The organism is Paractinoplanes deccanensis (assembly GCF_016862115.1).
Classification (GTDB): domain Bacteria; phylum Actinomycetota; class Actinomycetes; order Mycobacteriales; family Micromonosporaceae; genus Actinoplanes; species Actinoplanes deccanensis.
This window is the reverse complement of sequence record NZ_BOMI01000087.1, coordinates 79,164-99,701: the sequence shown is the minus strand read 5'-3', so window position 1 is coordinate 99,701 and position 20,538 is coordinate 79,164. Positions and strand designations below refer to the sequence as shown.

Sequence of the window (20,538 nt, the reverse complement as noted above, 5' to 3'; positions counted from 1 at the left end):
CCTGGGCGGGTGGAGCGGAAACCGCGGTGAAGTCGGCCGGTAGGTCCTCGGGGGCGCCGACCAGGTGCAGGTGTGAAGTGGCGCGGGTCAGGGCGATGTAGAGCAGCCGGTGGCCGCGCGGGTCGTCGTCGACGATGAGGCCGGGCTCGACGACGATGGCCGCCTCGAAGTCGAGGCCCTTTGTCTCGTGTGGGGCGAGCAGGGTGATCGGCGGGTCGGTGGCCGGGTCCGCGTGCCAGTCGAGCTGTTCCCGGTCTAGCAGGGCCGCTATGTCGTCGCGGCAGCGGTGGGGGCAGACGATGGCTACCGAGCGGCCCTCGGCCGCATGGCCGGCGGCGGCCGCCACCACCACGGCGGCGCGGTCCGTGGGGTCGGCCACCGGGGCGATGACCGGGTCGGCGGGGCCGTCGCGGACGGTTGTCGGTGGCTGGACGCTGGGGGCCGCGGTGGGCAGGAGCTCGGCGGCCAGGTCGAAGATCTGGCGCGGGACGCGGTAGCCGAAGCGCAGCTCGCGGTGCACGTGCGGCATCGGGGACGGCAGGTGGGCGAGCACCTCGTGCCAGTCGTCGCGGGCCCACGGGCCGGTGGACTGGGCCATGTCGCCGACCAGGGTCAGGGCGCCGTTCGCGGATCGGCGGGAGATCGCTCGCAGCTGCATCGGCGAGAGGTCCTGTGCCTCGTCGACCAGCACGTGGGCGAAGCGGTCGGGTGCGGCGCCGGCCAGGTGGGTCGCCTCGTCCAGAAGAGCCAGGTCCGCCTCGCTGAAGCCGAACCCGAAGCCGAGGCCCGAGCTGGAGCCGTGCCCGAGGCCGGAGTGGGAGTCGGAGCCGTGCCCGAGGCCGGAGTGGGAGCCGCTGCCGAGCCCGGAGTCGGAGCCGGGGCGGTACAGGGCGTTGATCTCGCGGTCGGTGAACTCCTCGCCCGCCGCGGCGGACAGCCGGTCGCGGGAGGCGAACAGGTCGCGCAGGAAGACGGCCGGGTCGAACTCCGGCCAGATCAGCTCGGCCAGCAGGTCGGCGGCCTCCAGCACCAGGGCCGGGTCGGGGCTGCCGGCGACGAGGACCGCTCGCAGCAGCCGGCGGCGGTCACCGGACGATGCTTCGCTCGCCCGCGCCGTCGTGATCACTCGCTGGACGGTGGCCGGGTCGAGGGTCACGGCCCTTCCTCGTACGGTGACCGTCGCCGGCGTACCGTCAGGAATGATCTTGGGGTGGCCCTCCAGGGCGCGGCCGAGCAGGCCCGCCATGCGCGCCTCGCCCTTGAGCCGGGTCACGTAGAGCGACTCGGGGCGGTCCGCCTCCGCCTTCGGCAGCAGGCCGGCGACCGACCGGTGGGTCACGCCGGTGTGGCCCCAGCCCTCCAGCAGCGTGCGACTGCGCCGGGCGTACGCGGGGGAGGGGCCCACCACCAGCACGTCGGCGGCCGACAGCTTGGTGCCCGGATCGTCGAGCAACCACGCCACCCGCCGCAGCGCCGTGATCGTCTTGCCGGTGCCGGGGCCACCGTGGATCACCAGGAGGCTTTCCGCGGGCGTACGGACGAGCTCGTTCTGGGCCGCGCCGATGGCGGCCGTGAAATCCGGGCCGGCCTGGGTGGTCGCCCGGCGCACCTCGGCCAGCAGCTCATCACGCGAGTCGCCGATCATGCGCCGGGCCGGTTCTCAGCTGTCCGCGAGCGGCACTTCGAGGCGGACGCAGCCGTGGAGGTCGAGGAAGACCCTGTCCGGCGCGCGCACCACCCGGAGGACGACGTCGGAGCAGTGCGGGCAGCGCGCCACCCGGCCGGTCGGCGCTCCCCACAGCATCAGCGTGGCGACCGCGTCGGCGTGCCCGCAACCGGCGCACTTGTAGCGCGCCGCGGTCACGTCGACCGCGAAGAGCTCCCGCAGGTCGCCCGCCATCGCATTACCGTCCAGGGTGGTCGCCTCGACGGGTGCTCTGTCGTCGGGGTCGCTCACGACGTGCCTCCGAAGCGTTCGGTGCGGATCCGGCGTGGGTCGTGGCCGAGCGCGACCAGGATGTCCGCGGCGGTCTCGACGAACGTCGTGGGACCGCAGACGTAGCAGTCCGGTGCGAAGTCCGGCGGCCAACCGTACGTGTTCAGGGTCGCCACGTCGATACGTTTCGGCGGACCGGGCCAGTCGGCCGGCGCCTTGCGTGTGTAGACGAAGCGCACGTCGAGGCCGGCGTCGTCGCGCACCCGCCGGCGCAGCTCGTCGGCGTAGAGCGTGTCCTCGGGGGTGCGCACCGAGTAGATCAGCCGGAACGGCTGCTTGGTGCCCGCCTCGGCGCGGTCGCGGATCATCGCCATCAGCGGCACCACGCCGGAGCCGCCGGCGACCAGGGTCACCGGCGACGGGCTCTTGGAGCGCCAGACGAACCAGCCGCCCACCGGCCCGCGCAACTCGATCTGGTCGCCCACCTCGACCGCGTCGGTCAGGTAGGGCGACACCTCGCCGTCGTCGAGCCGCTGGATGGTCAGCTCGACCTTGCCCTCGCCGGAGGACGGCCAGGCGGAGGCGATCGAGTAGCTGCGCTGGGCGCGGTAGCCGTCCTCGGCCGTCAGCCGCACGTCGACGTGCTGGCCGGGCAGGTGGCCCGGCCAGTCGGGAACGTCGAGCACGAGGGTGCGTGCCGACGGTGTCTCCCAGCGGGCGTCGGCGAGCGTCGCCGCCCGCCAGGTCAGTCGCCCTGGTACCGCTGCTCGAGCCATGGGTCTCCGTACATGTGATAGCCGGCGGCTTCCCAGAAGCCGGGCTCGTCCTCGTTCATCAGCTGGATCCCGTTGACCCACTTCGCCGATTTCCAGAAATAGAGGTGGGGCACGACGAGCCGGGCCGGCCCACCGTGCTCCGGCGCGAGATCCTCGCCGTCGAATTTGTACGCGATCCACGCCTTGCCGTCGAGCAAGTCCTCCATCGGGACGTTCGTGGTGTATCCGCCGAAGCTGTGCACCATCGTGTAGTCGGCGGCCGACTCGACGTTCTCCATCAGGGTGTCGAGCGAGACGCCGCGCCACGTGGTGCCGAGCTTGGACCACTTGGTGACACAGTGGATGTCGACCGTGTAGTCCTCGGCGGGCAGCGCCGTGAACTCGTCCCAGTTCCAGCTGGTGCTCTCGCCGGTCTCGGTCTGGATCGTGAAGCGCCACCGGTCGAGCGGGATGCGCGGGGTGGGCCCGGCCGACAGCACCGGGAAGTCGTGGGTCAGGTACTGACCGGGCGGCAGGCCGGGGACGGACTCGCGCCGCCGACCGCCGAATCCTCGGGAAATGATGGCCATGGTGCTGAGTAAACCGCATGATCAAGCACCCCGGGACCGGACGTACCGAGCGTCACGTCGAGGTTTCGCTCGGCGTGCGCCCGGTCTGTCCGGATCCTCCTGAGTCAGACCGCCGAACTGGTCACGCCGACGATGCCGGCGGTGTCCGGGACGACGACGCGGTACTTCTGGCCGGTGACCAGGTTGCCCACGGTGGTCCGGGCGGCGGCCGGGAAGTCGCCCACCTTCGCCCAGACCTTGTTCACCATCTGCTGCACCTCGACGGTCTGGCCGGCCACGCCGGTCATCGTCACCGTCATCGTCGACTTGGACCGGCTGACCCGGGCCGTCGCCTTCACCGTCACGGCGGCGGCCGGCGAGGTCACCTGGGCCGTCGTGCTCGTCTCGGCCACCGTCACCTGCACCGTGTACGCGGCCGTGGCGGTCCGCTTGACCGGCACCGTGCCGCTCTTGCTGGTCGTCGCGCTCGTGCAGACCGGCGAGCCGCCGGCCTCGGAGACGCAGACCTGCACCGAGGCGTACGGCAGGGTCTTGCCCGCGGACTTGACGGTGAACGTCGTCGTGACGGCCGCGCCGTAGGTGACCTGCTTGGTCGCGGGGCTCACCGTCACCACCGGCACCGTCTTGGCGACGGTCCGGGTCGGCGCCGGCGAGGCGGTGGTCCGGCTGGGCGCCGGTGAAGCGGTGGCGGTGGGCGCCGTGGTGGTCGGTGCGGTGGTGGTCGGCGCAGCGGTGGGCGCCTGCGTGGGCCCGGCCACCTTCGCCAGCGCGGCGGCCGCGTCGATCCGCCCGTACCCGAAGTCGATGTCCTTGCCCGCGGCGCCGAGATCGACCGCCGACGACTCCAGGGCGGCCTGGATCTGGTCCGGCGTCAGGCTGCGGTTGTAGCCCTCGAGCAGCGCCGCCGCGGCCGCGACGTGCGGGGCCGCCATCGAGGTGCCGGACATGTAGGTGTAGCCGCTGCCGAGCGCGGTCGGGTGGGTGCTCGCGATGGTGACGCCGGGCGCCGCCACGTCGACGTAGCCGCCCTGGTTGGAGAAGGAGGCGACGCGGTCGGCCGAGTCGGTGGCGGCCACGCCGATGACGCCGGGGTCGGCGGCCGGGTAGCTGGCCGGGCTGCCCGAGGCGCGCGAGTTGCCGGCCGCGGCGACGACCGTGACGCCCTTGCTGCGGGCGTACGAGATGGCGGTGGTCACGGCCGACACCTGCGTGGTCGCGCCGAGCGACATGTTGATGACCTGAGCGCCGTGGTCGGCGGCCCAGACGATGCCGCTGGCCGTGTGGGACATGAAGCCCGAGCCGTTCGCGTCGAGCGTCCGGATCGGCAGGATCTTGACGCCCGGCGCGACCGAGGCCACGCCGATGCCGTTGCCGGTGAGCGCGGCGATCGTGCCGGCGACGTGGGTGCCGTGCCCGTGCGGGTCCGTGCTCGTGCCGGTGGTGCCGGTGACGTAGTCGATGCCCGGCAGGACCTGCCCGGCGAGGTCCGGGTGGGCGGCGTCCACGCCGGAGTCGATCACGGCGACGACGACACCCGCGCCGGTCGACTTCGCATGCGCGGCCGAGGTGTTGATCTTCGGAAGATCCCACTGCATGGAGCGGTACGGGTCGTCGCCGAATGCCACGACCGGCACGTCCACCTCGACGCCCACGGCGTTCTTCGCCCGCTGCGCCTCCTTGATCAGCTCGCCGGCCGCGGCCTTGTCGGTCGCCGTCCGGACGCTGACCACCGGGCGTCCGTCCTTGTCGATCGTGGTGCTGACGACGCGGACCGGCTTCTCGGCGCTGACGGCCGACGGCAGCAGCTGCGCCGGGGTCGCGCTCAGGCCGTACGGGGCCGGGCGCCACTCGTCCGCCGCGACGCCGTTCGCCGTCGAGCTGTCGAAGGCGCCGGCCGGCCTCCCGCCGTCCGAGACGCCGGGCAGGGCGACAGCGGCGCCGCCCGCGACGGCTCCGACGGCCACCGCTCCCACTGCGTACCTGCGCAGGTTCTTCCGCATGTGTCCCCCTCCGTGGTGAGTGAGCACAACAACGGCGGGGGCGGGCTCGTCTTGAAGGTTGCCGGGGTTGCGGACCGGTTGTTCCGCGCAACGACGGCGTTTTAGCCCGATTTATCCGGCTCTTTGGGACCATGGAGCTTCGGGGTCCGCCCGGGGCGGACCGTTGGCCGAGCTCTTGAGGATTCTGAGATGAGCATTCCAGAGGAAGATCGCTCCGGCGACGAGGGCGTCTACCGGTCGGCCGAGACCGACCGGCGGCAGCGCCGCCGCAAGCAGCGAGCCAAGCAGGCCGCCGTCGGCGTCGCCGGCCTGGCGGTGCTGGGCGCGGGCGCGTTCTTCGTCACGACCCAGGTCGCCGGCCGGAACGCCGGCACCGAGACCCGCGACGCGGGCGCCCTCGCCCCGATGGCCTCACCGGCCACCGGCGTGCCGCCGTCGACGGCGCCCTCGGCCGAGCCCACGGCCGAGGCGGACACCGTCGCGCCGAGCAAGGGGGCGGTCAAGCAGTCGAGCAGCCCGACCCCGGCGCCGTCGCGCAGCCTCTCGGTCGAGGAGCAGATCAAGGAGGCCCGGGAGAAGGCCGCCAAGGACGGTCACCCGGTGCAGCGGGCGCTGACCGCGGCGCCCAACGCCAAACCGGGACCGGTGAACAAGCGCAACGAGACGCTGCCGAACGGCACGCTGCGGGTCATCACCGCGAAGCACGACCTGACGGGACAGGGGGAGTTGCTCTGGGCCGCCGACAAGGGCAAGAAGATCGGGCAGATCAGCTGCACGCAGAACTTCAAGTTCAGCAACAACTCGAAGGCGTCGGTGCGGCCGAACATGCTGCTCTGCTGGCGGACGTCGGCCGGCAAGAGCGTCGTCACGGTGCTGGTGGACCAGGACGGCAAGCCGTCCACCGAGAAGAGCGCCGAGGTCATCAACAGCGAGTGGGCCAAGCTCGGCTGATCCCGGTCGGCGGCACGTGAAACGGCCCGGAGCTTGAAGCTCCGGGCCGTTTCTCGTTCTCAGGTCGGTCAGTAGTCGGAGACGGTGAAGATCGAGCCGCTGGAGATGCGGGACACGTTGTCGTCGATCGCCATGGCTGCCGCGTTCGAGTCCTCCACCACGGCGACGTTGTAGACGCCGCGCGGTACCGAACCGGTGTTGTAGTAACCCGTCGAGTCGCTCGACTTCTTGGTCAGGTCCAGCGTGCAGATCATCTCGTTGTCGCTGATCTTCGTGACGTCCATGCACTGGCTGACCAGGCCCGTCGCGATGACGCTGTTCGCTGTGTCCATGGCGGAGAACCAGCCGTTGGCGACCAGGAACACGCCCACGCCGTCACCGGGCGCGGTGGAGGCGCCGGCCTCCGCCGAAGCGGCGAAGGTGAGCGAGTCGAACCCGGACCCGAGGATGTCGAGGGTCACGGCGGTGTCGTCGAAGGTGGCCGTGTTCGGCGTCGTCGTGATGCCGTACGAGTAGGTGTAGTCGTCGGTGGTGCTGGTCTGGGTGCCGGCCGCGGTGGTCACGCTGAGCCTCGTCGCACCGGCCGCGTGCGCGGTCGTCGTGGCGCTGAACGAGTCGTCGCCCAGGATGGTGATGTCCTCCAGCGGGCTTCCGCCGAGCGACGCCGAGACGGTGCCGCCGACCGGCGGCAGGCCGCCGACGATCTGGACGGTGATGGTCGAGTTACCCTGCGCGGGGCCGCCGTTGGGCGTGATGGTGACCGTGCTGACGTCGAGCTCCTCGGCGACGCTGTAGGTCGACGGCACCGCGATGAGCGCGCCGTCCACCGCGTTCGCGTAGAGGCAGAACCGCCACGCGGTCGTCTCCTCGTCCCCGGTGTGCAGGACACCGGCCGGAACCGCGACCGCCGCCTTGACACCGGAGATCCTGGTGACCGTGGCCGCCTGGTCGTCCACGCCCGCGACGTCGAAGGTGGCGGGGCACGAGGTCGACTCGGTGAACAGGCCGCCCGGGGTGGTGCCCGCGGCCATCGTGCTGGTCGCGGTGGTCACGATGATGGTGTTGCCGCCGCCGGAGTTGCCGGAGGTCGGGCTCACCGTGGACGTCGGCAGCGCCGAGTAGGTGGCGTTACCGAGCAGGTTGCTGGTGCCGGCGGTGCCGGCGTAGATGCAGACGGTGTAGGCGCCGGCCGACGGCAGCGTGGCCGGGACCGTGAAGGTCGCGACCGTGTTGGCCGCGTTCTTGGTCGCCGTCGTGGTGGCGGCCGCGCCGGTCGTCGTGTACGTGCCCGCACAGGCGCCGGTGGAGCGGAAGACCACCCCGAGGGTGCTGCCGCCGGTCGACAGGTAGTTGCCGCCGCGGGTCGCGGTGACCGACGTGCCACCGGCCGCGGGGCCCGCCGCCGGGCTGAGCGTCGGCACGGTGTTCGCGCCGCTCACGGTGAGCGTGTCGACGCCCGAGGTGGCGACCAGGGGCGTCGAGCTGCTGAGGGTGGTGCCGGTGGTCGCGCCGAAGACGCAGGCCTTCCACGTGCCGGCCGCGAGCGACGGCACCGCGATGGTGGCCTCGTTGGCGTTCGCGATGGTCACGGTCGCGGCGGGTTTGGCCGTGGTCGTGGTGCCGTACAGCAGATCGCAGGTCGCGCTGCCGGCGATGAAGCGCCCGCCGACGGTGCCGGGCACGAGGCCGGTGAAGGCGCCCGTCGCGGTCAGGGTGACGGTGACGCCGCCGCCGAGCGGCGCGGCGTTCGTCGAGAGTGTGCCGTCCACGGCCACCGCGTAGGCGGGGCCGGCGGCACCGGCCACCACCAGGGCGGCCGTCGCCGCCGTGGCGATACCGGCGCGCAGAGGCCGGTTGCCGGTCTTGGGTTGGGACTTGCGCATGCGAGGTCCTCCTACGGTTTCAGAAACCGCGTTGTGGAATGGGTGAGCCCGCGCGTGTCGAAGACGGCGGGCCGTCTCGCAGGGAGCGTAACGCGGCTTATAGCCCGAATTTGGTAGAGCGAGAAATTCGCGAAAAATGCTCTGCGCCGTGGTAGTGACCAGGCATAACGCAGGGCGGCCCGGGGAAACCCCGGGCCGCCCTGATGAAGCGGAGGGACTACGCGGGCGCGACCGTGAAGGTCGAGCTGCTGGAGACGACGCTCTGGCTGTAGTCCGGGTCGCTGCTGTTGGCACCGACCGCGCCGTTCGACACGAACGTCAGGGTGTACGCGCCGTTCGGAACCGCGATCGGCGAGTAGAAGCTGACCGTGGTGTCGGTCTGCTGGCTGGCGGTCGGCAGCGACACGGTCGCCGACGCGCCGCCGGGCGCGACCGAGGTGATGAACGTGACGCCACCGGCGTTGAGGCCGGTGCCGCTGATCGGGCGACCGATGTCCGCGCTGGTGAAGGTGCCCGCGTTCGCCGTGATGGTGTAGACGTTGCTGCCGGAGATGTCCACCGTCGCGTTCGTCCGCAGTGCGCCACCGACCGTGAGAGACGTGGTGGAGCTGGCGCCGATCGGGTCACGGTCCATGACGGCCGTGGTGGTGCTCAGCACCCGGGCGATGCGCGTGCCCGCGGCCGCGCCGGCGTGCGTGATCTGAAGGCCGACGTCCTCCGGCTTGAAGGTGCCGGTGGTGGCCGTGATGACCCGGCTGTTGGCCGTGGTGGTGCCGGCCGTCGCGGCGCCCGTGTAGGTGGTCGGGTTGATCGCCGCGCCGCTGGCGTCGAACCGCCGGTTGAGCGACAGCGTGCAGATCAGCTCGGTGTCGCTGATGACCAGCACGTCGGCGCACTCGGACATCGGGCCGTTGGCCTTGGTGGTGCCGCCGATGTCGGTCGGGTTGTAGGCGCCGTTCACGAGGTACATGTGCGCGTTCGCGGCGGCGGTGCCGAAGGTGACCGAGTAGAACCCGACGCCCTTGACCGTGAGGTCGATGGCGGAGGTGGTGTTGGGCGCCGTGTTCGGCGAGACCACCAGGTCGTTCAGGAACGAGAACGCGTTGGCCAGCGTCCTGTTGCCGGACACCGTGGTGACGACCAGCGTGGCGTCGTTCTCCGCGGCGTGCTGCGGCGTGGTGGCGGTGAACGCGTTCGGGCTCACCGGCGTGATGTTGAGCAGCGGCACGCCGCCCAGGGTCGCGGTGATCGAGCCGGCCGTGGTCGGGAAGTTGGTGCCGGTGACCACGATCTCGGTGCCGCCCAGCACGCTGCCGGAGGTCGGCGCGACGCTCGCGACCGTGTGCGGGTTCATGACGGTGTACGCCGCGGAGCCGACCAGGGTGCTCTGCCCGACGGTCGAGCCGTTGTAGAAGCAGGCCTGGTAGACGGTGGGCGACCCGTTGGTGAGCGTCAGAACGGGAACGGTCGCCGCGAGGCGGTTGTTGGCCAGCTTGCGCACCGAACCGACCGCGCCCTCCACGACGCCGGTCGTCGCGGCGGTGTAGGTCACCGGGCAACGCTCGGCGGTCACGTAGTTGGCGGCCAGCGTCGAGACGCCCAGCAGGAAGTTCGCCGTCGAGGTCGCCGTGATGCCGTTGGTCACGCCGGCCGGGCCGACGGTGCTGCTCAGCGTGATGGCGGGAAGCGTCACGCTGTACGGCGAGGCGGAGCTGCCGATCAGCGTCTCGGCGGCGCTCGCCGCGCCGTAGAAGCAGACGTTGTACGGCGTCGTCAGACCCGTGCCGGTCACGCCGGACGGCACGACCACGGTGAGAGCGCTCGTGGACGTCTTGGTGACGCTGGTGCCGACGCGGCCGGCGGCCGGCGAGCCGTAGGCCGCCGGGCAACCGGTCGCCGAGAACACGACGGCCGGCGTGGCCGTGGTGAACGGCGTGCTGCCGCTGGGCGCGGTGAAGGTCAGCGTGTTGCTGCCGCCGCTGGGGCCGGTCGTCGCGCTGGACCCGATGCCGGGAGTGAGCAGGAAGGTCTGCGGATTGTCGAGGACCGGCGTGCTGGAGCTGGTGGTGCCGTTGTAGTAGCACACCCGGTAGGCCCTGGTCGCGCCGTCGGTCAGGGTGAGGCTGGCCGGCGCGGCGAAGGTGATGGTCGTGGAGTCGACCCGCGTGATGTTGGACGCGGCCGCGGTCGTCTGACCGGTGATGCTGGTGGTGTAGGTCGCCGGGCAGCTGGCGTTCGACGTGAAGATGATGCCCGGCGTCCCGGAGTAGTAGGACGTGTTGGGCTGCTTGTTGGTGAGCACCGTGCCCGTCGGGCCGCCGCCCGGCGTCTGCACGGACGGCGTGACCGTGAGCGTCGGCCCCGCGTCGAGCGTCGCTCCGGACGCTGTCGTTCCGGCGTAGGTGCAGACCTTGAAGTCCTTCGAGACCGTGCCGGTCGGGATGCCCAGGGTGGCCGCCGAGGGCACGACGAAGGTGGCCGTGGGATCGCCCGTCTCGGTCGCGGTGACCGCGACAGCGCCGGCCTGGGCCGCCGTGACTGTGGAGTCCGCGTTACAGGTGTTGGCGACCGGAGTCAGGACGATGTAGGGCTGAGCCGTGCTGGCGAACACGCCGGTGTTGACCGTCGCCGTGATCGTGGTGCCCGGTGTCGCGGACGCGGACGACAGCGAGACTGACGCGAACGCCGCTGTCGGTGCCACCAGAACGGCGGCCCCCACCGCCCCGGCGGTCAGCCCGGCTCCGAGAAGCCGCGCTGTGAGTTTGGACTGGGACTTGCGCATGCGAGGTCCTCCTACGGGTCCCTTACGGACCACGTCGCTGGATGGGATGGGGCCCGGCGTGCGGTGAACCGTCGCGGGCCGTCTCGCGGGAAGCGTAGCTATTTATGAGCCGTTCCTGACTAAAAGCGGTGAACATTCGGATATGTCGGACGTAAGGGGGTTGGAGCTGCTACGGAGCCGGGTCGAGGGGCGTCGATGCGGGCGGCCGTCGTCGATGTTAGGAATGGCTTACCTCAATTAAATTAACCGTGGTGTAGTTATGGACCGATCGGGGAATGGTTTATCGTCGTGTAGAACGGGATGCGAGAAATGGGAGGCGAGGAATCATGACTCAGGCTCTGGAAATGCCCCGCGTGCAGACCTGCACGGTCACTCAGTGTGGCTACAACCACGACGGCTGTACGGCCTTCGCGATCACCATCGGCAGCATGAACGCCGAATGCGACACCTACGTCGAGACGGGCGACAAGGGTGGCACCGGCAAGCCTCTTGCGCAGGTCGGAGCGTGCAAGCGCGCCGACTGCGTGCACAACACCGACCTTGAGTGCCACGCTCCGGCCATCGTCGTGGGCGCCTCGGGCGACAAGGCCGACTGCCTCACGTACGAGGCTCGCTGAGCGCAATCTTCGAAAAAGCGCCCGCCGTTCCCGGCGGGCGCTTTTTCTTTAGGTAAGGCAAGCCTTTCGTAGGTGAGCCTTGCTTAATGGCGAGGGCGCCGGGAATGGCGACCGCTTGACGGGCGGTGCGGCCCGCGCTAGGTTATTCTCACATCGAGTCAGTCTCAAGGTGAGGACAACATGGCGAGCGAAGCGGACTTCCTGGCGGGATACGACCCCGCGGCCTACCCGGCCGTCGCGGTCACGGTCGACGTGGTCGCGCTGACCATCCGCGACGGCCGGCTCTGCGTGCTGCTCGTCGATCGGGCCGAGCACCCGTTCGCCGGCCGGCGCGCCCTGCCCGGCGGCTTCGTCCGCGACGAGACCCTCGACGCCGCCGCGCTACGCGAGCTCCACGAGGAGACCGCGCTCGACCGTGTGCATCTCGAGCAGCTCAAGACCTACGGCGATCCCGGCCGCGACCCGCGCATGCGGGTGTTCTCGGTCGCCTACCTCGCCTTCGCGCCCGGGCTGCCCGAGCCGCGCGCGGGCTCCGACGCCTCGGCGGCCGAGTGGGTGCCGGTCGAGCGGGCGACCGGCCTCGCGTTCGACCACGACGCGATCCTCGCCGACGGGCTCGACCGGGCGCGGTCGAAGCTCGAATACACGCCGCTCGCCACCGCGTTCGTCGGCGACGAGTTCACCGTCGGCGAGCTGCGCCAGGTCTACGCCGCGGTCTGGGGCGAGGAGCTGCACGCCGGCAACTTCCACCGCAAGGTGCTCTCCGTGCCGGGCTTCGTCGAGAGCACCGGCGAGACCACGGCACGCGGCGGCGAGCGGGGCGGCCCCCGGGCCAAGCTCTACCGCGCCGGCGACGCCCAGCTGCTGCACCCCGCGCTCCTGCGCCCGGCCCGCGAGGACGGTGTGCGATGACCTTCGCCGAGGCGGTCCGCGTGGCGAGCGGAGACATCGCCGACCTCGTCGCGGCGCGCGACGTGCTCTTCAAGATTCCCCGCGACCCCGCCGACAACGACCTCATGGAGGCCGAGGCGGCGGCGCTGGGTGCGCTGGCCGAGCACGGTGATCCGAAATACCGGCCGTACGCGCCGCGCCTGCTCGAGACGTTCGTCCACGAGGACGGCCAGCGGCGCCGGCGGCGGGTCAACGTGCTCGAGAGGCTCGACGGCTTCGTCCCGCTGAGCGCGCTGACCCGGACGATCGATCCGCGCGACGCCGCCTGGATGTGGCGCCGGCTGCTGGCCGGGCTCGGCTGGGCACACCGCGCGGGCGTCGTGCACGGCGCCGTCTTCGCCGAACACGTGCTGATCCACCCGGAGCAGCACGGCCTGGCCCTCGTCGACTGGTGCTACTCCGGCAGCCGGGTCAGTGCCGTCATCAAGAACCATCACTACCCGCCCGAGGTCAAGCGGGACCGGACGGCCGGCCCTGCCACCGACATCTACCTGGCCACTCGCCTGATGACCTGCCTGATCGGCCCCGGCCTGCCGCCGGCGATGCGCCGCTTCGCCGACGGCTGCCTCTACGACGCGCCGCGCATGCGGCCGCAGGACGCCTGGTCGCTGCTGGGCGAGCTCGACGACCTGCTCCACACGCTCTACGGGCCGCGCACGTTCCGGCCCTTCGCGCTCTGACCGTTCACGAAAACGGAGGACATCATGGGAAGCGGACGCTGGTCCACCGACGTCTACACCGCCGCCGCCAACTACCGCGCGCGCAGCGGCACGAGCGCCTTCGCCTACAGCGACAGCGGCGCCCGGAAGGCCCACCCGGCGCTCGACCCGAACGGGGTCGGCAAGCGCGAGAGCCGCGACAGCGGCGAACACCCGTTCAGCACGCCGATCGCCGTCATCTTCGACGTCACCGGCTCGATGGGCACCGTGCCTCGCACGCTGCAGACCAAGCTTCCGCAGCTGCTCGGCCTGCTGACCCGCAAGGGGTACGCGACCGATCCGCACATCCTGTTCGGCGCGGTCGGCGACGCCACGTGCGACCGGGTGCCGTTGCAGGTCGGCCAGTTCGAGTCGGACAACCGGATGGACGAGGACCTGGCGCGGATCGTGCTCGAGGGCGGTGGCGGCGGGCAGAAGCGCGAGTCGTACGAGCTCGCCATGTACTTCATGGCCCGGCACACCTCGCTCGACTCGGTGCTCAAGCGCGGCCGCCGGGGCTACCTGTTCCTGATCGGCGACGAGATGCCGTACCCGAAGGTCAGCCGCAAGGAGGTCAAGCGGTTCCTCGGCGAGGACCTGAGCGAGGCGATCAGCACCGAGGAGATCCTCGCCGAGCTGCGGCGCAGCTTCGACGTCTACTACCTGATGCCGACGGCGGCGGGCTGGGGCGGCGACCGCGAGATCCTCGAGCGCTGGCGCGGCCTGCTGGGCCAGAACGTGCTGGAGCTCGACGACCTGGACGCGGTCTGCGAGACGATCGCGCTCACCGTCGGCCTCGGCGAGGACATGATCGACCTGGACGAGGGCCTGTCGCACCTGACCGAGGCGGGCTCCGCGCACGGCGGCACGGTCGGCAAGGCGCTCGCGCCGCTCCAGCGCGGCACGGTCGTCCGATCGGCTCTCGACGTCACCTCGGCGGCGAGCGGGAACGAACGGCTGTGAACGAGCACGTCGCGGTCGTCGACCTCGGGTACGGCGACGCCGGCAAGGGCACCGTGGTGGACGCGATCTGTGCCGCCACCCCGGTGCGGGCGGTCCTGCGCTTCAACGGGGGAGCGCAGGCCGCCCACAACGTGATCACCGAGGACGGCCGGCACCACACGTTCGCGCAGTTCGGCTCCGGCACACTGCGTGGCGTGCCCACCCACCTGACCCGCTTCATGGTGGTCGACCCGCTGGCGCTGGCGGCCGAGGCGGCCGCCCTCGGCAATCCGTTCGAGCTGCTCACGGTCGATGGCGACGCCCTTCTCGCCACTCCGTGGCATCGTGCGGCCAACCGGCGGCGAGAGGCCGAGCGGGGCTGGTCCCGTCACGGTTCGTGCGGCATGGGCGTGGGCGAGGCCATGTCGTACGCGCTGAGCCACGCCGACGCGCCGCGCGTGGCCGACACCCGCTCCCGTGCGCGCCTGCGCAAGGTCCTCGCCGCGGTGGAGGAGGACCTCGGGCCGATCGGCGCGCCCCTGGACGACGTGGTGGAGGCGTTCGCGCTCTTCGGCTCGACAGTGTCGATCGTGGACGGCGCGCACACCGGCCGGCTGCTGCGGGAGGGGCCGTGCGTCTTCGAGGGCGCCCAGGGCGTGCTGCTCGACGAGTGGCGCGGGTGGCACCCGCACACGACCTGGTCGACGACGACGTTCGACAACGTGGCCGCGCTGTGCGGGTCGTTCCGGCGGCTCGGCGTGGTGCGCACCTACACGACACGGCACGGCGCGGGACCGTTCGTCACCGAGGACGCCTCGCTGGCGCTGCCCGAGGCGCACAACGGGACGGGCGAGTGGCAGGGCACGTTCCGGGTGGGCCACTTCGACGCGGTGGCGCACCGCTACGCGGTGGAGGTCGCCGGCGGCGTGCACGGCCTGGCGGTCACGCACCTCGACACCCCCGCCCACTGCGCTTCGCTGCGCGTCTGCACCTCGTACGAGATCGACGGGGTTGATGTTGATCGGCTCGTCCCCGGCACCCTGGGCGACCTGGCGCACCAGGCCGAGCTGACCGCGCGGCTCTTCCGCGCCCGGCCGGGACGGCTCCACCGGCCCGCGGACTGGTCGGGCGAGATCGAGTCGCTGCTCGGCGCCCCCGTGGAGATCGAGTCGCACGGGCCCACTTCAGCGGAGAAGAAGTTCGTGTGACGCTGAGGGGGTGCTCGCTCGGCGCCGGAGCCTGCCCGTAGCCGTCGTGATGGCGGTCGGCCTCCTGCTGCCTCCCTCCGCCGCGCCCGGGACAGACGACGCGGCGATGGCCGTGGCGGCTCGCTCCGCCGTCGTGCGGGGCGCGGAGGTGGCGGGGACCGTGACGGGCCGTTCCGCCGTCGTGCGGGGCGCGGAGGTGGCGGGGACCGTGACGGGCCGTTCCGCCGCCGTGCGGGGCGCCGAGGTGGCGGTGACCTTGACGGCCCGGTCCGAGAAGGGCAGATACACGCTTAACGGCATCACGCCGGGGCCGCAGATCCGGATGCTCGCGGGGCAGACGCTGCGGGTGACGGTCGTGAACGAGTCGGTGCCCGAGGACGTGACCATGCACTGGCACGGCATGAGGGCGGACGCCGTCACGCTGCGGCGGGGCGAACGGCACGTCTACCAGCTCGGCCCGGCGGCGGAGGGGACGTACTGGTACCACGCGCATCGGGAGCTCTTCGGCGCGCTGGTGGTGGGGCGGCCGGCGGTGGACGTGGACCGGGCGCTGGTCGTGCGCACGTACGACGGGCGAAGAACCATCAACGGGATGCCGGGCCTGTCGTCGCTGACCGGGATCGCCGGATCGGCACCCTCGCCGGGCTCGGTGTCGCGCGTGCGGCTGATCAACGCGGACCCGGAGCCGCTGCGCGCGTGGGTGTCGGGCACGCCGTTCCGCGTGGTGGCGGTCGACGGGCACTCGGTCAACGGCCCGTTCGACATCCTGAACGAGGCGGTCCTCGTGCCCGCGGGCGGCCGGGTGGACCTCGCGTTCTTCGGGGCGGCCCGCGTCGACGTCGGCGGGGGAGCGGCGGTCGTGTGGGGCGCCGTGCAGCCGACGGCGCCGCCGCGGGACATCGTCGATCTTCTGTCGTACGGGACGCCGGCGCCGCTCGGCTTCGACCCGGCGGCCATGGGACGGCGCCTCGAATACCAGGTGGGGCGGCGGATCGGGCTGTTCGCCGGGATGCCGGGACTGTGGTGGTCGGTCAACCGGAGGCTCTACCCGGAGGTGCCGGCCTACCTGGTCCGTAGCGGCGAGCCGGTCCACCTGACCGTGACGAACGCGAGCGGCGCGGCCCATCCGTTTCACCTGCACGGCGCCCGCGCGGTGGTGCTCAGCCGTGACGGCGTCGCGGCCTCGGGCAGCCCGTGGTGGTTCGAGACGCTCAGCGTGGGCGACGGGGAGACGTACGAGATCGCCCTGGTCCCCGGCCACGTCCCCGTGTGGGCCGGTCACACCTCCGTGCCCGCAGTGATATGTGTCTCTGCTTGCGGGGGCAGGTTCCTCCCTAGGCTGGGGGTCATGCCACTCAGCGGAGAGTACGAGCCGAGCACCTCCGGGTGGGCCCGCAAGCAGGCCGAGAAGTTCGAGTCGTCCCAGGGCGCCTCGGCCGGCACGATCCAGGGCTATCCGATCGTCCTGGTCACCTCGGTCGGTGCCATCAGCGGCAAGCTGCGCAAGACGCCTTTGATGCGCGTGGAACACGACGGCGAATACCTGGCGGTGGGCTCCCTCGGCGGCGCCCCGAAGAACCCGGTGTGGGTCCACAACCTGCGCAAGAACCCCCACGTCGAGCTCCAGGACGGCGCTGAGCGGCACGACTACGTCGCCCGCGAGCTGTCGGGCGAGGAGCGCGCCGTGTGGTGGGAACGGGCCGTGGCGGCGTTCCCCCATTACGCGGGTTACCAGGCCAAGACGTCGCGGCTCATCCCGGTCTTCCTGCTGAGTCGCTTGCCCTCGTGAGCCGCTTGCCCTGCTGAGCCGCCTGCCCTCCCGGTGCGCGTCCCGCCCTCCTGCCGGGTCCTTCGCGGGGGCGCCACTTCCCTTCGCCCTGCTGGGCCTTCGCGGCCGTTTCGATCGGGGCGCGGGCGGGTCCCGATCGGGCCAACTGAGGGAAAACGGGGTGCCTTTCGGGCATCGACGCTCGATCATGGAGTGATGCGCACTCCCCACCAGGCCGTCGACCGGGCCGGCAACCGGCATGCCGAGGCTGCCGCCGCGCTGCCGCTTTCCGGCGCCGCGCCGCTGCCGCTGTCGGGGGCGGTCGACGACGGCGACCGCCTCGTCGATGTGGTGGACCTGCTCGCGCTGGACGGTTTCGTGACGGGCCGGGAGCCGTTCGGCCGCAGCTGCTACCTGGAGAACGTAAAGGCCGACGCCGCGCTGACCACAGACGACGCCCGGGTGGTCCGCGACGCCGTCGACGAGGACGGCCAGGGCCGGCTGTCGGTCGGCGAGGGCTGGACGTTGCACGTCACCCGCTGGAAGCAGAGTCGCCGAGCGCGCGTCACGGTCACGGCGGTCACCGCGGAGCTGGCCGAGACGGTCCTCGAGGCGGCCACGAAGAACGCCGTCGAGGAGCCGGTCCCGGCGAGCGACAGCGTGCCCATCGGCTTCTGGCACTTCGGCCCGCACGGCCCGCGCCGCGTCCAGCGCGAGATCGACGCCGCCCCCTGGCCGAAGATCTCGGCGAACTACGCGACCCCCGTGGCCCGAACCCTCGAAAAGCTGATGGCGCTCGACGGCACCGCCGTGAACGGCCGCCTCCTGCTCCTGCACGGCGAGCCCGGCACGGGCAAGACCACGGCCCTGCGGGCGCTGGCCCAGCAGTGGCGCTCGTGGTGCCAGGTCGACTGCGTGCTCGACCCCGAGCGCCTGTTCAGCGACCCCGCCTACCTGATGAGCGTGGCCCTGGGCAGCGACGACGAGGACGAGCCCCGCTGGCGCCTGCTCATGCTCGAAGACTGCGACGAGCTGATCAGCGGCGAGGCGAAAGCCAGCGCCGGCCAGTCCCTGTCCCGCCTGCTCAACCTCACCGACGGCCTGCTCGGCCAGGGCCGCAACGCCCTGATCGCCATCACCACCAACGAGGACCTGGCCTCCCTGCACCCCGCCGTGGTCCGCCCCGGCCGCTGCCTGGCCAGCATCGAGGTGGGCAGGCTCCCCTACACGGAGGCGGTCACCTGGCTCGGCACCCCCCGAGGCATCGGCCCCGAGGGCGCCACGTTGGCCCAGCTGTACGCCCTCAAAACCGGCACCGAGCCCGTGACCGTCCCCAAGCCGGAGCCGGCCACCGGCATGTACCTGTAGCCGCCCATCGGCGGAGCGCTCCGCCCGCCCGGCCGCGCGCCGGGGCGGGAGGGTATTGGGTAGGCCGCTTCGGAATCGCTCGCTCGGCCTGCGGGCCGGCCGCGCCCGTCGCAGGATGGGGGCATGGCTTACGTGAATCCGTCGGGCGAGTACGACCGGGACCAGCGCTACATCCCGACCCGGATCACCGCGGACGGGCGCGACGGTTATCCGGTGGAGCCCGGGCGTTATCGGCTGATCGTGAGCCGAGCATGCCCCTGGGCGAACCGGGCGATCATCGTGCGGCGGCTTCTCGGCCTCGAGGACGTGCTCTCCATGGGCATCGCCGGTCCCACTCACGACGAGCGCAGCTGGACCTTCGACCTCGACCCGGGCGGGCGTGACCCGGTGCTCGGCATCGAGCGCCTCCAGGAGGCCTACTTCGCCCGCTACCCGGACTACGACAAGGGCATCACCGTGCCGGCGATCGTCGACGTGCCGACCGGGCAGGTCGTGACGAACGACTTCGCACAGATCACCATCGACCTCTCGCTGGAGTGGGCGCGCTATCACCGTCCGGGCGCGCCGCAGCTCTACCCGCCCGAGTTGCGCGACGCCATCGACAAGATCAACCGGCTCGTCTTCGCCGACGTGAACAACGGCGTCTACCGGGCCGGGTTCGCCGGCACGCAGGAGGCGTACGAGAAGGCCTACGCGCGGCTTTTCGCGCGGTTCGACAAGCTGTCGGACCTGCTGGCCGGACAGCGGTACCTGGTGGGCGACACGATCACCGAGGCCGACGTCCGGCTCTTCACGACGCTGGCCCGCTTCGACGCGGCCTACCACGGCCACTTCAAGTGCAACCGGAGCAAGCTGACCGAGATGCCGGTGCTCTGGGCCTATGCCCGGGACCTCTTCCAGACCCCCGGCTTCGGCGACACGATCGACTTCGTCGACATCAAGAAGCACTACTACGTCGTCCATAAAGACATCAACCCCACGGGGATCGTTCCGGCCGGACCGGATCTCTCCAACTGGCTGACCGAACACGGCCGCGAGAAGCTGGGCGGCCGCCCCTTCGGCGACGGCACTCCGCCACCGCCGCCGAAGGCCGCCGAGGTGGTCCGGCCCGGCCACGGCCCGGAGGCGGCAGGACTCACCGCCGAAGCCACCGCAGCCGTCGAAGCCACCGCAAGGTGAGCGAACACGGCCGGCCTCGGAGCCCCTCGACTGCACGGCAAGCGGATGCGCGATCAGTGCCGACCGGGAGGCTGCCGACCGGGTAGCCACCGTGACTCAGGCTGCTGCCCGGTGGCAGCCTCCCGGTCGGACGCCTTGGACGCGGCGACGGCGAGGACTGAGCCCGGCCGCCGCGAGCTCAGGACCGGCCACGTCCGCGGCCTCGGGAGCCGCGGGCATCGCCCCGCCCGGAGTCACGGCCGGTGGCGAACCACCGGATGTCGCCGGTCATGCGCGCACCGCCCGTCGCGCGCAGCGCCTCGCGCAACAGGGCGTCGAGCTGCCGGAGCCGTTCGCTGGGCAGGTCGGCGAGCATGCGCTGCTGCTCGGCCAGCCCCGCACCGACGGCCTGCTCGATCACCTCGTAGCCCGCCTCGGTGAGGCGGACCAGGACGCTGCGCCGGTCACTGGGCGACGGAAGCCGCTCGACCAGGCCGGCCTTTTCCAGCCGGTCGAGCCTCGCCGTGGTGCCCCCGGTGCTCAACGCCATCGAGGCGGCGAGCTCGCCCGGCGAAAGCTGGAAGGGCTCACCAGCGCGCCGCAGCGTCGCGAGCACATCGAACTCGGGACGGCCTATCCCGAACGCGGCATAGGCCTGCTCCACCCGGTCGCCGGCGATGCGGGACAGGCTGGCGATGCGGTCGAAGACGGCCATCGCCGTCGTGTCGAGGTCGGGCCGCTCGTGGGCCCACTGACCGACGACCTGATCGACGCCGTCGAGGTCCTCGGTGTCGCGCTCGCTGTCGTGCCGGCCGCGAACGGCCGGGGCGGCCTCGTGCTCGGCCGGTGAGGGCTCGGGCCGGCCGGTGCTGCCGCCTTCAGCGGGGGCGTCCTGAGCGAGGTCTTCATCGGTCTCCACCTCTCCATTGTC

17 protein-coding genes are annotated in these 20,538 nt (G+C 71.7%); 9 read left to right on the top strand and 8 right to left on the bottom strand.

Going from position 1 to position 20,538, the window contains the following annotated elements:
* The 5 genes from Ade02nite_RS23100 to Ade02nite_RS23080 all read right to left on the bottom strand — a co-directional run.
* Nucleotides 1–1,645 (bottom strand): UvrD-helicase domain-containing protein (locus tag Ade02nite_RS23100; protein WP_203767439.1); only part of this gene is annotated, 1,645 nt, incomplete at its 3' end.
* 15 nt (nt 1,646–1,660) lie between these two features.
* Nucleotides 1,661–1,957: a DUF6510 family protein gene (locus Ade02nite_RS23095; protein WP_275409938.1), complete on the bottom strand. Its 297-nt coding sequence runs from the start codon at nt 1,955–1,957 to the stop codon at nt 1,661–1,663.
* Nucleotides 1,954–2,712: a ferredoxin reductase gene (locus Ade02nite_RS23090; protein WP_203767436.1), complete on the bottom strand. Its 759-nt coding sequence runs from the start codon at nt 2,710–2,712 to the stop codon at nt 1,954–1,956. Before Ade02nite_RS23090 ends, Ade02nite_RS23095 begins: the two co-directional genes overlap by 4 nt.
* Entirely contained in the window at nt 2,682–3,281 is a 600-nt protein-coding gene (locus tag Ade02nite_RS23085; protein WP_203767434.1) for a sulfite oxidase-like oxidoreductase, read from the bottom strand. Before Ade02nite_RS23085 ends, Ade02nite_RS23090 begins: the two co-directional genes overlap by 31 nt.
* Before the next feature lie 104 nt (nt 3,282–3,385).
* The gene (locus Ade02nite_RS23080; RefSeq protein ID WP_203767431.1) at nt 3,386–5,281 is read right to left on the bottom strand and encodes a S8 family serine peptidase; all 1,896 of its coding nucleotides are present in this window, start codon (nt 5,279–5,281) and stop codon (nt 3,386–3,388) included.
* Nucleotides 5,282–5,470: 189 nt separating this feature from the next.
* Here Ade02nite_RS23080 and Ade02nite_RS23075 point away from each other — a divergent pair, with 189 nt between their 5' ends.
* Nucleotides 5,471–6,232, top strand: a complete 762-nt coding sequence (locus Ade02nite_RS23075; RefSeq protein ID WP_203767428.1) for a hypothetical protein — start codon at nt 5,471–5,473, stop codon at nt 6,230–6,232.
* 68 nt (nt 6,233–6,300) lie between these two features.
* Here the strand turns inward: Ade02nite_RS23075 and Ade02nite_RS23070 are convergent, their stop codons facing one another.
* Nucleotides 6,301–8,115, bottom strand: a complete 1,815-nt coding sequence (locus Ade02nite_RS23070) for a hypothetical protein (protein ID WP_203767425.1) — start codon at nt 8,113–8,115, stop codon at nt 6,301–6,303.
* Nucleotides 8,116–8,332: 217 nt separating this feature from the next.
* A complete protein-coding gene (locus Ade02nite_RS23065; protein ID WP_203767422.1) occupies nt 8,333–10,897 on the bottom strand; it encodes a beta strand repeat-containing protein in 2,565 nt (854 codons plus the stop codon).
* 326 nt (nt 10,898–11,223) lie between these two features.
* On the opposite strand from Ade02nite_RS23065, the gene Ade02nite_RS23060 reads away from it, so the two are divergent.
* The 8 genes from Ade02nite_RS23060 to Ade02nite_RS23025 all read left to right on the top strand — a co-directional run bounded on the left by Ade02nite_RS23060 (nt 11,224) and on the right by Ade02nite_RS23025 (nt 19,628).
* Nucleotides 11,224–11,514 carry a DUF1540 domain-containing protein gene (locus Ade02nite_RS23060; RefSeq protein ID WP_203767419.1) on the top strand — a complete coding sequence of 97 codons (291 nt, stop codon included), beginning with the start codon at nt 11,224–11,226 and terminating at the stop codon, nt 11,512–11,514.
* Nucleotides 11,515–11,694: 180 nt separating this feature from the next.
* A complete protein-coding gene (locus tag Ade02nite_RS23055; protein WP_203767416.1) occupies nt 11,695–12,426 on the top strand; it encodes an NUDIX hydrolase in 732 nt (243 codons plus the stop codon).
* Nucleotides 12,423–13,145, top strand: coding sequence for a serine/threonine-protein kinase (locus tag Ade02nite_RS23050; RefSeq protein WP_203767413.1), 723 nt, complete (start codon nt 12,423–12,425; stop codon nt 13,143–13,145). Before Ade02nite_RS23055 ends, Ade02nite_RS23050 begins: the two co-directional genes overlap by 4 nt.
* Before the next feature lie 24 nt (nt 13,146–13,169).
* Nucleotides 13,170–14,126, top strand: a complete 957-nt coding sequence (locus Ade02nite_RS23045; RefSeq protein ID WP_203767411.1) for a hypothetical protein — start codon at nt 13,170–13,172, stop codon at nt 14,124–14,126.
* On the top strand, nt 14,123–15,313 hold the full coding sequence (locus Ade02nite_RS23040; protein WP_203767408.1) for an adenylosuccinate synthetase: 1,191 nt from the start codon (nt 14,123–14,125) through the stop codon (nt 15,311–15,313). Before Ade02nite_RS23045 ends, Ade02nite_RS23040 begins: the two co-directional genes overlap by 4 nt.
* A 10-nt stretch (nt 15,314–15,323) precedes the next feature.
* On the top strand, nt 15,324–17,102 hold the full coding sequence (locus Ade02nite_RS50350) for a nitroreductase/quinone reductase family protein (RefSeq protein ID WP_203767405.1): 1,779 nt from the start codon (nt 15,324–15,326) through the stop codon (nt 17,100–17,102).
* Between the two features lie 195 nt (nt 17,103–17,297).
* The gene (locus tag Ade02nite_RS23030) at nt 17,298–18,449 is read left to right on the top strand and encodes a DUF5925 domain-containing protein (RefSeq protein WP_203767390.1); all 1,152 of its coding nucleotides are present in this window, start codon (nt 17,298–17,300) and stop codon (nt 18,447–18,449) included.
* 123 nt (nt 18,450–18,572) lie between these two features.
* Nucleotides 18,573–19,628, top strand: a complete 1,056-nt coding sequence (locus Ade02nite_RS23025) for a glutathione S-transferase family protein (RefSeq protein ID WP_203767387.1) — start codon at nt 18,573–18,575, stop codon at nt 19,626–19,628.
* Nucleotides 19,629–19,806: 178 nt separating this feature from the next.
* Here the strand turns inward: Ade02nite_RS23025 and Ade02nite_RS23020 are convergent, their stop codons facing one another.
* Nucleotides 19,807–20,526 (bottom strand): MarR family winged helix-turn-helix transcriptional regulator, encoded by a 720-nt coding sequence (locus Ade02nite_RS23020; RefSeq protein WP_239168977.1) that lies wholly within the window; start codon nt 20,524–20,526, stop codon nt 19,807–19,809.
* Nucleotides 20,527–20,538: the final 12 nt, after the last annotated feature.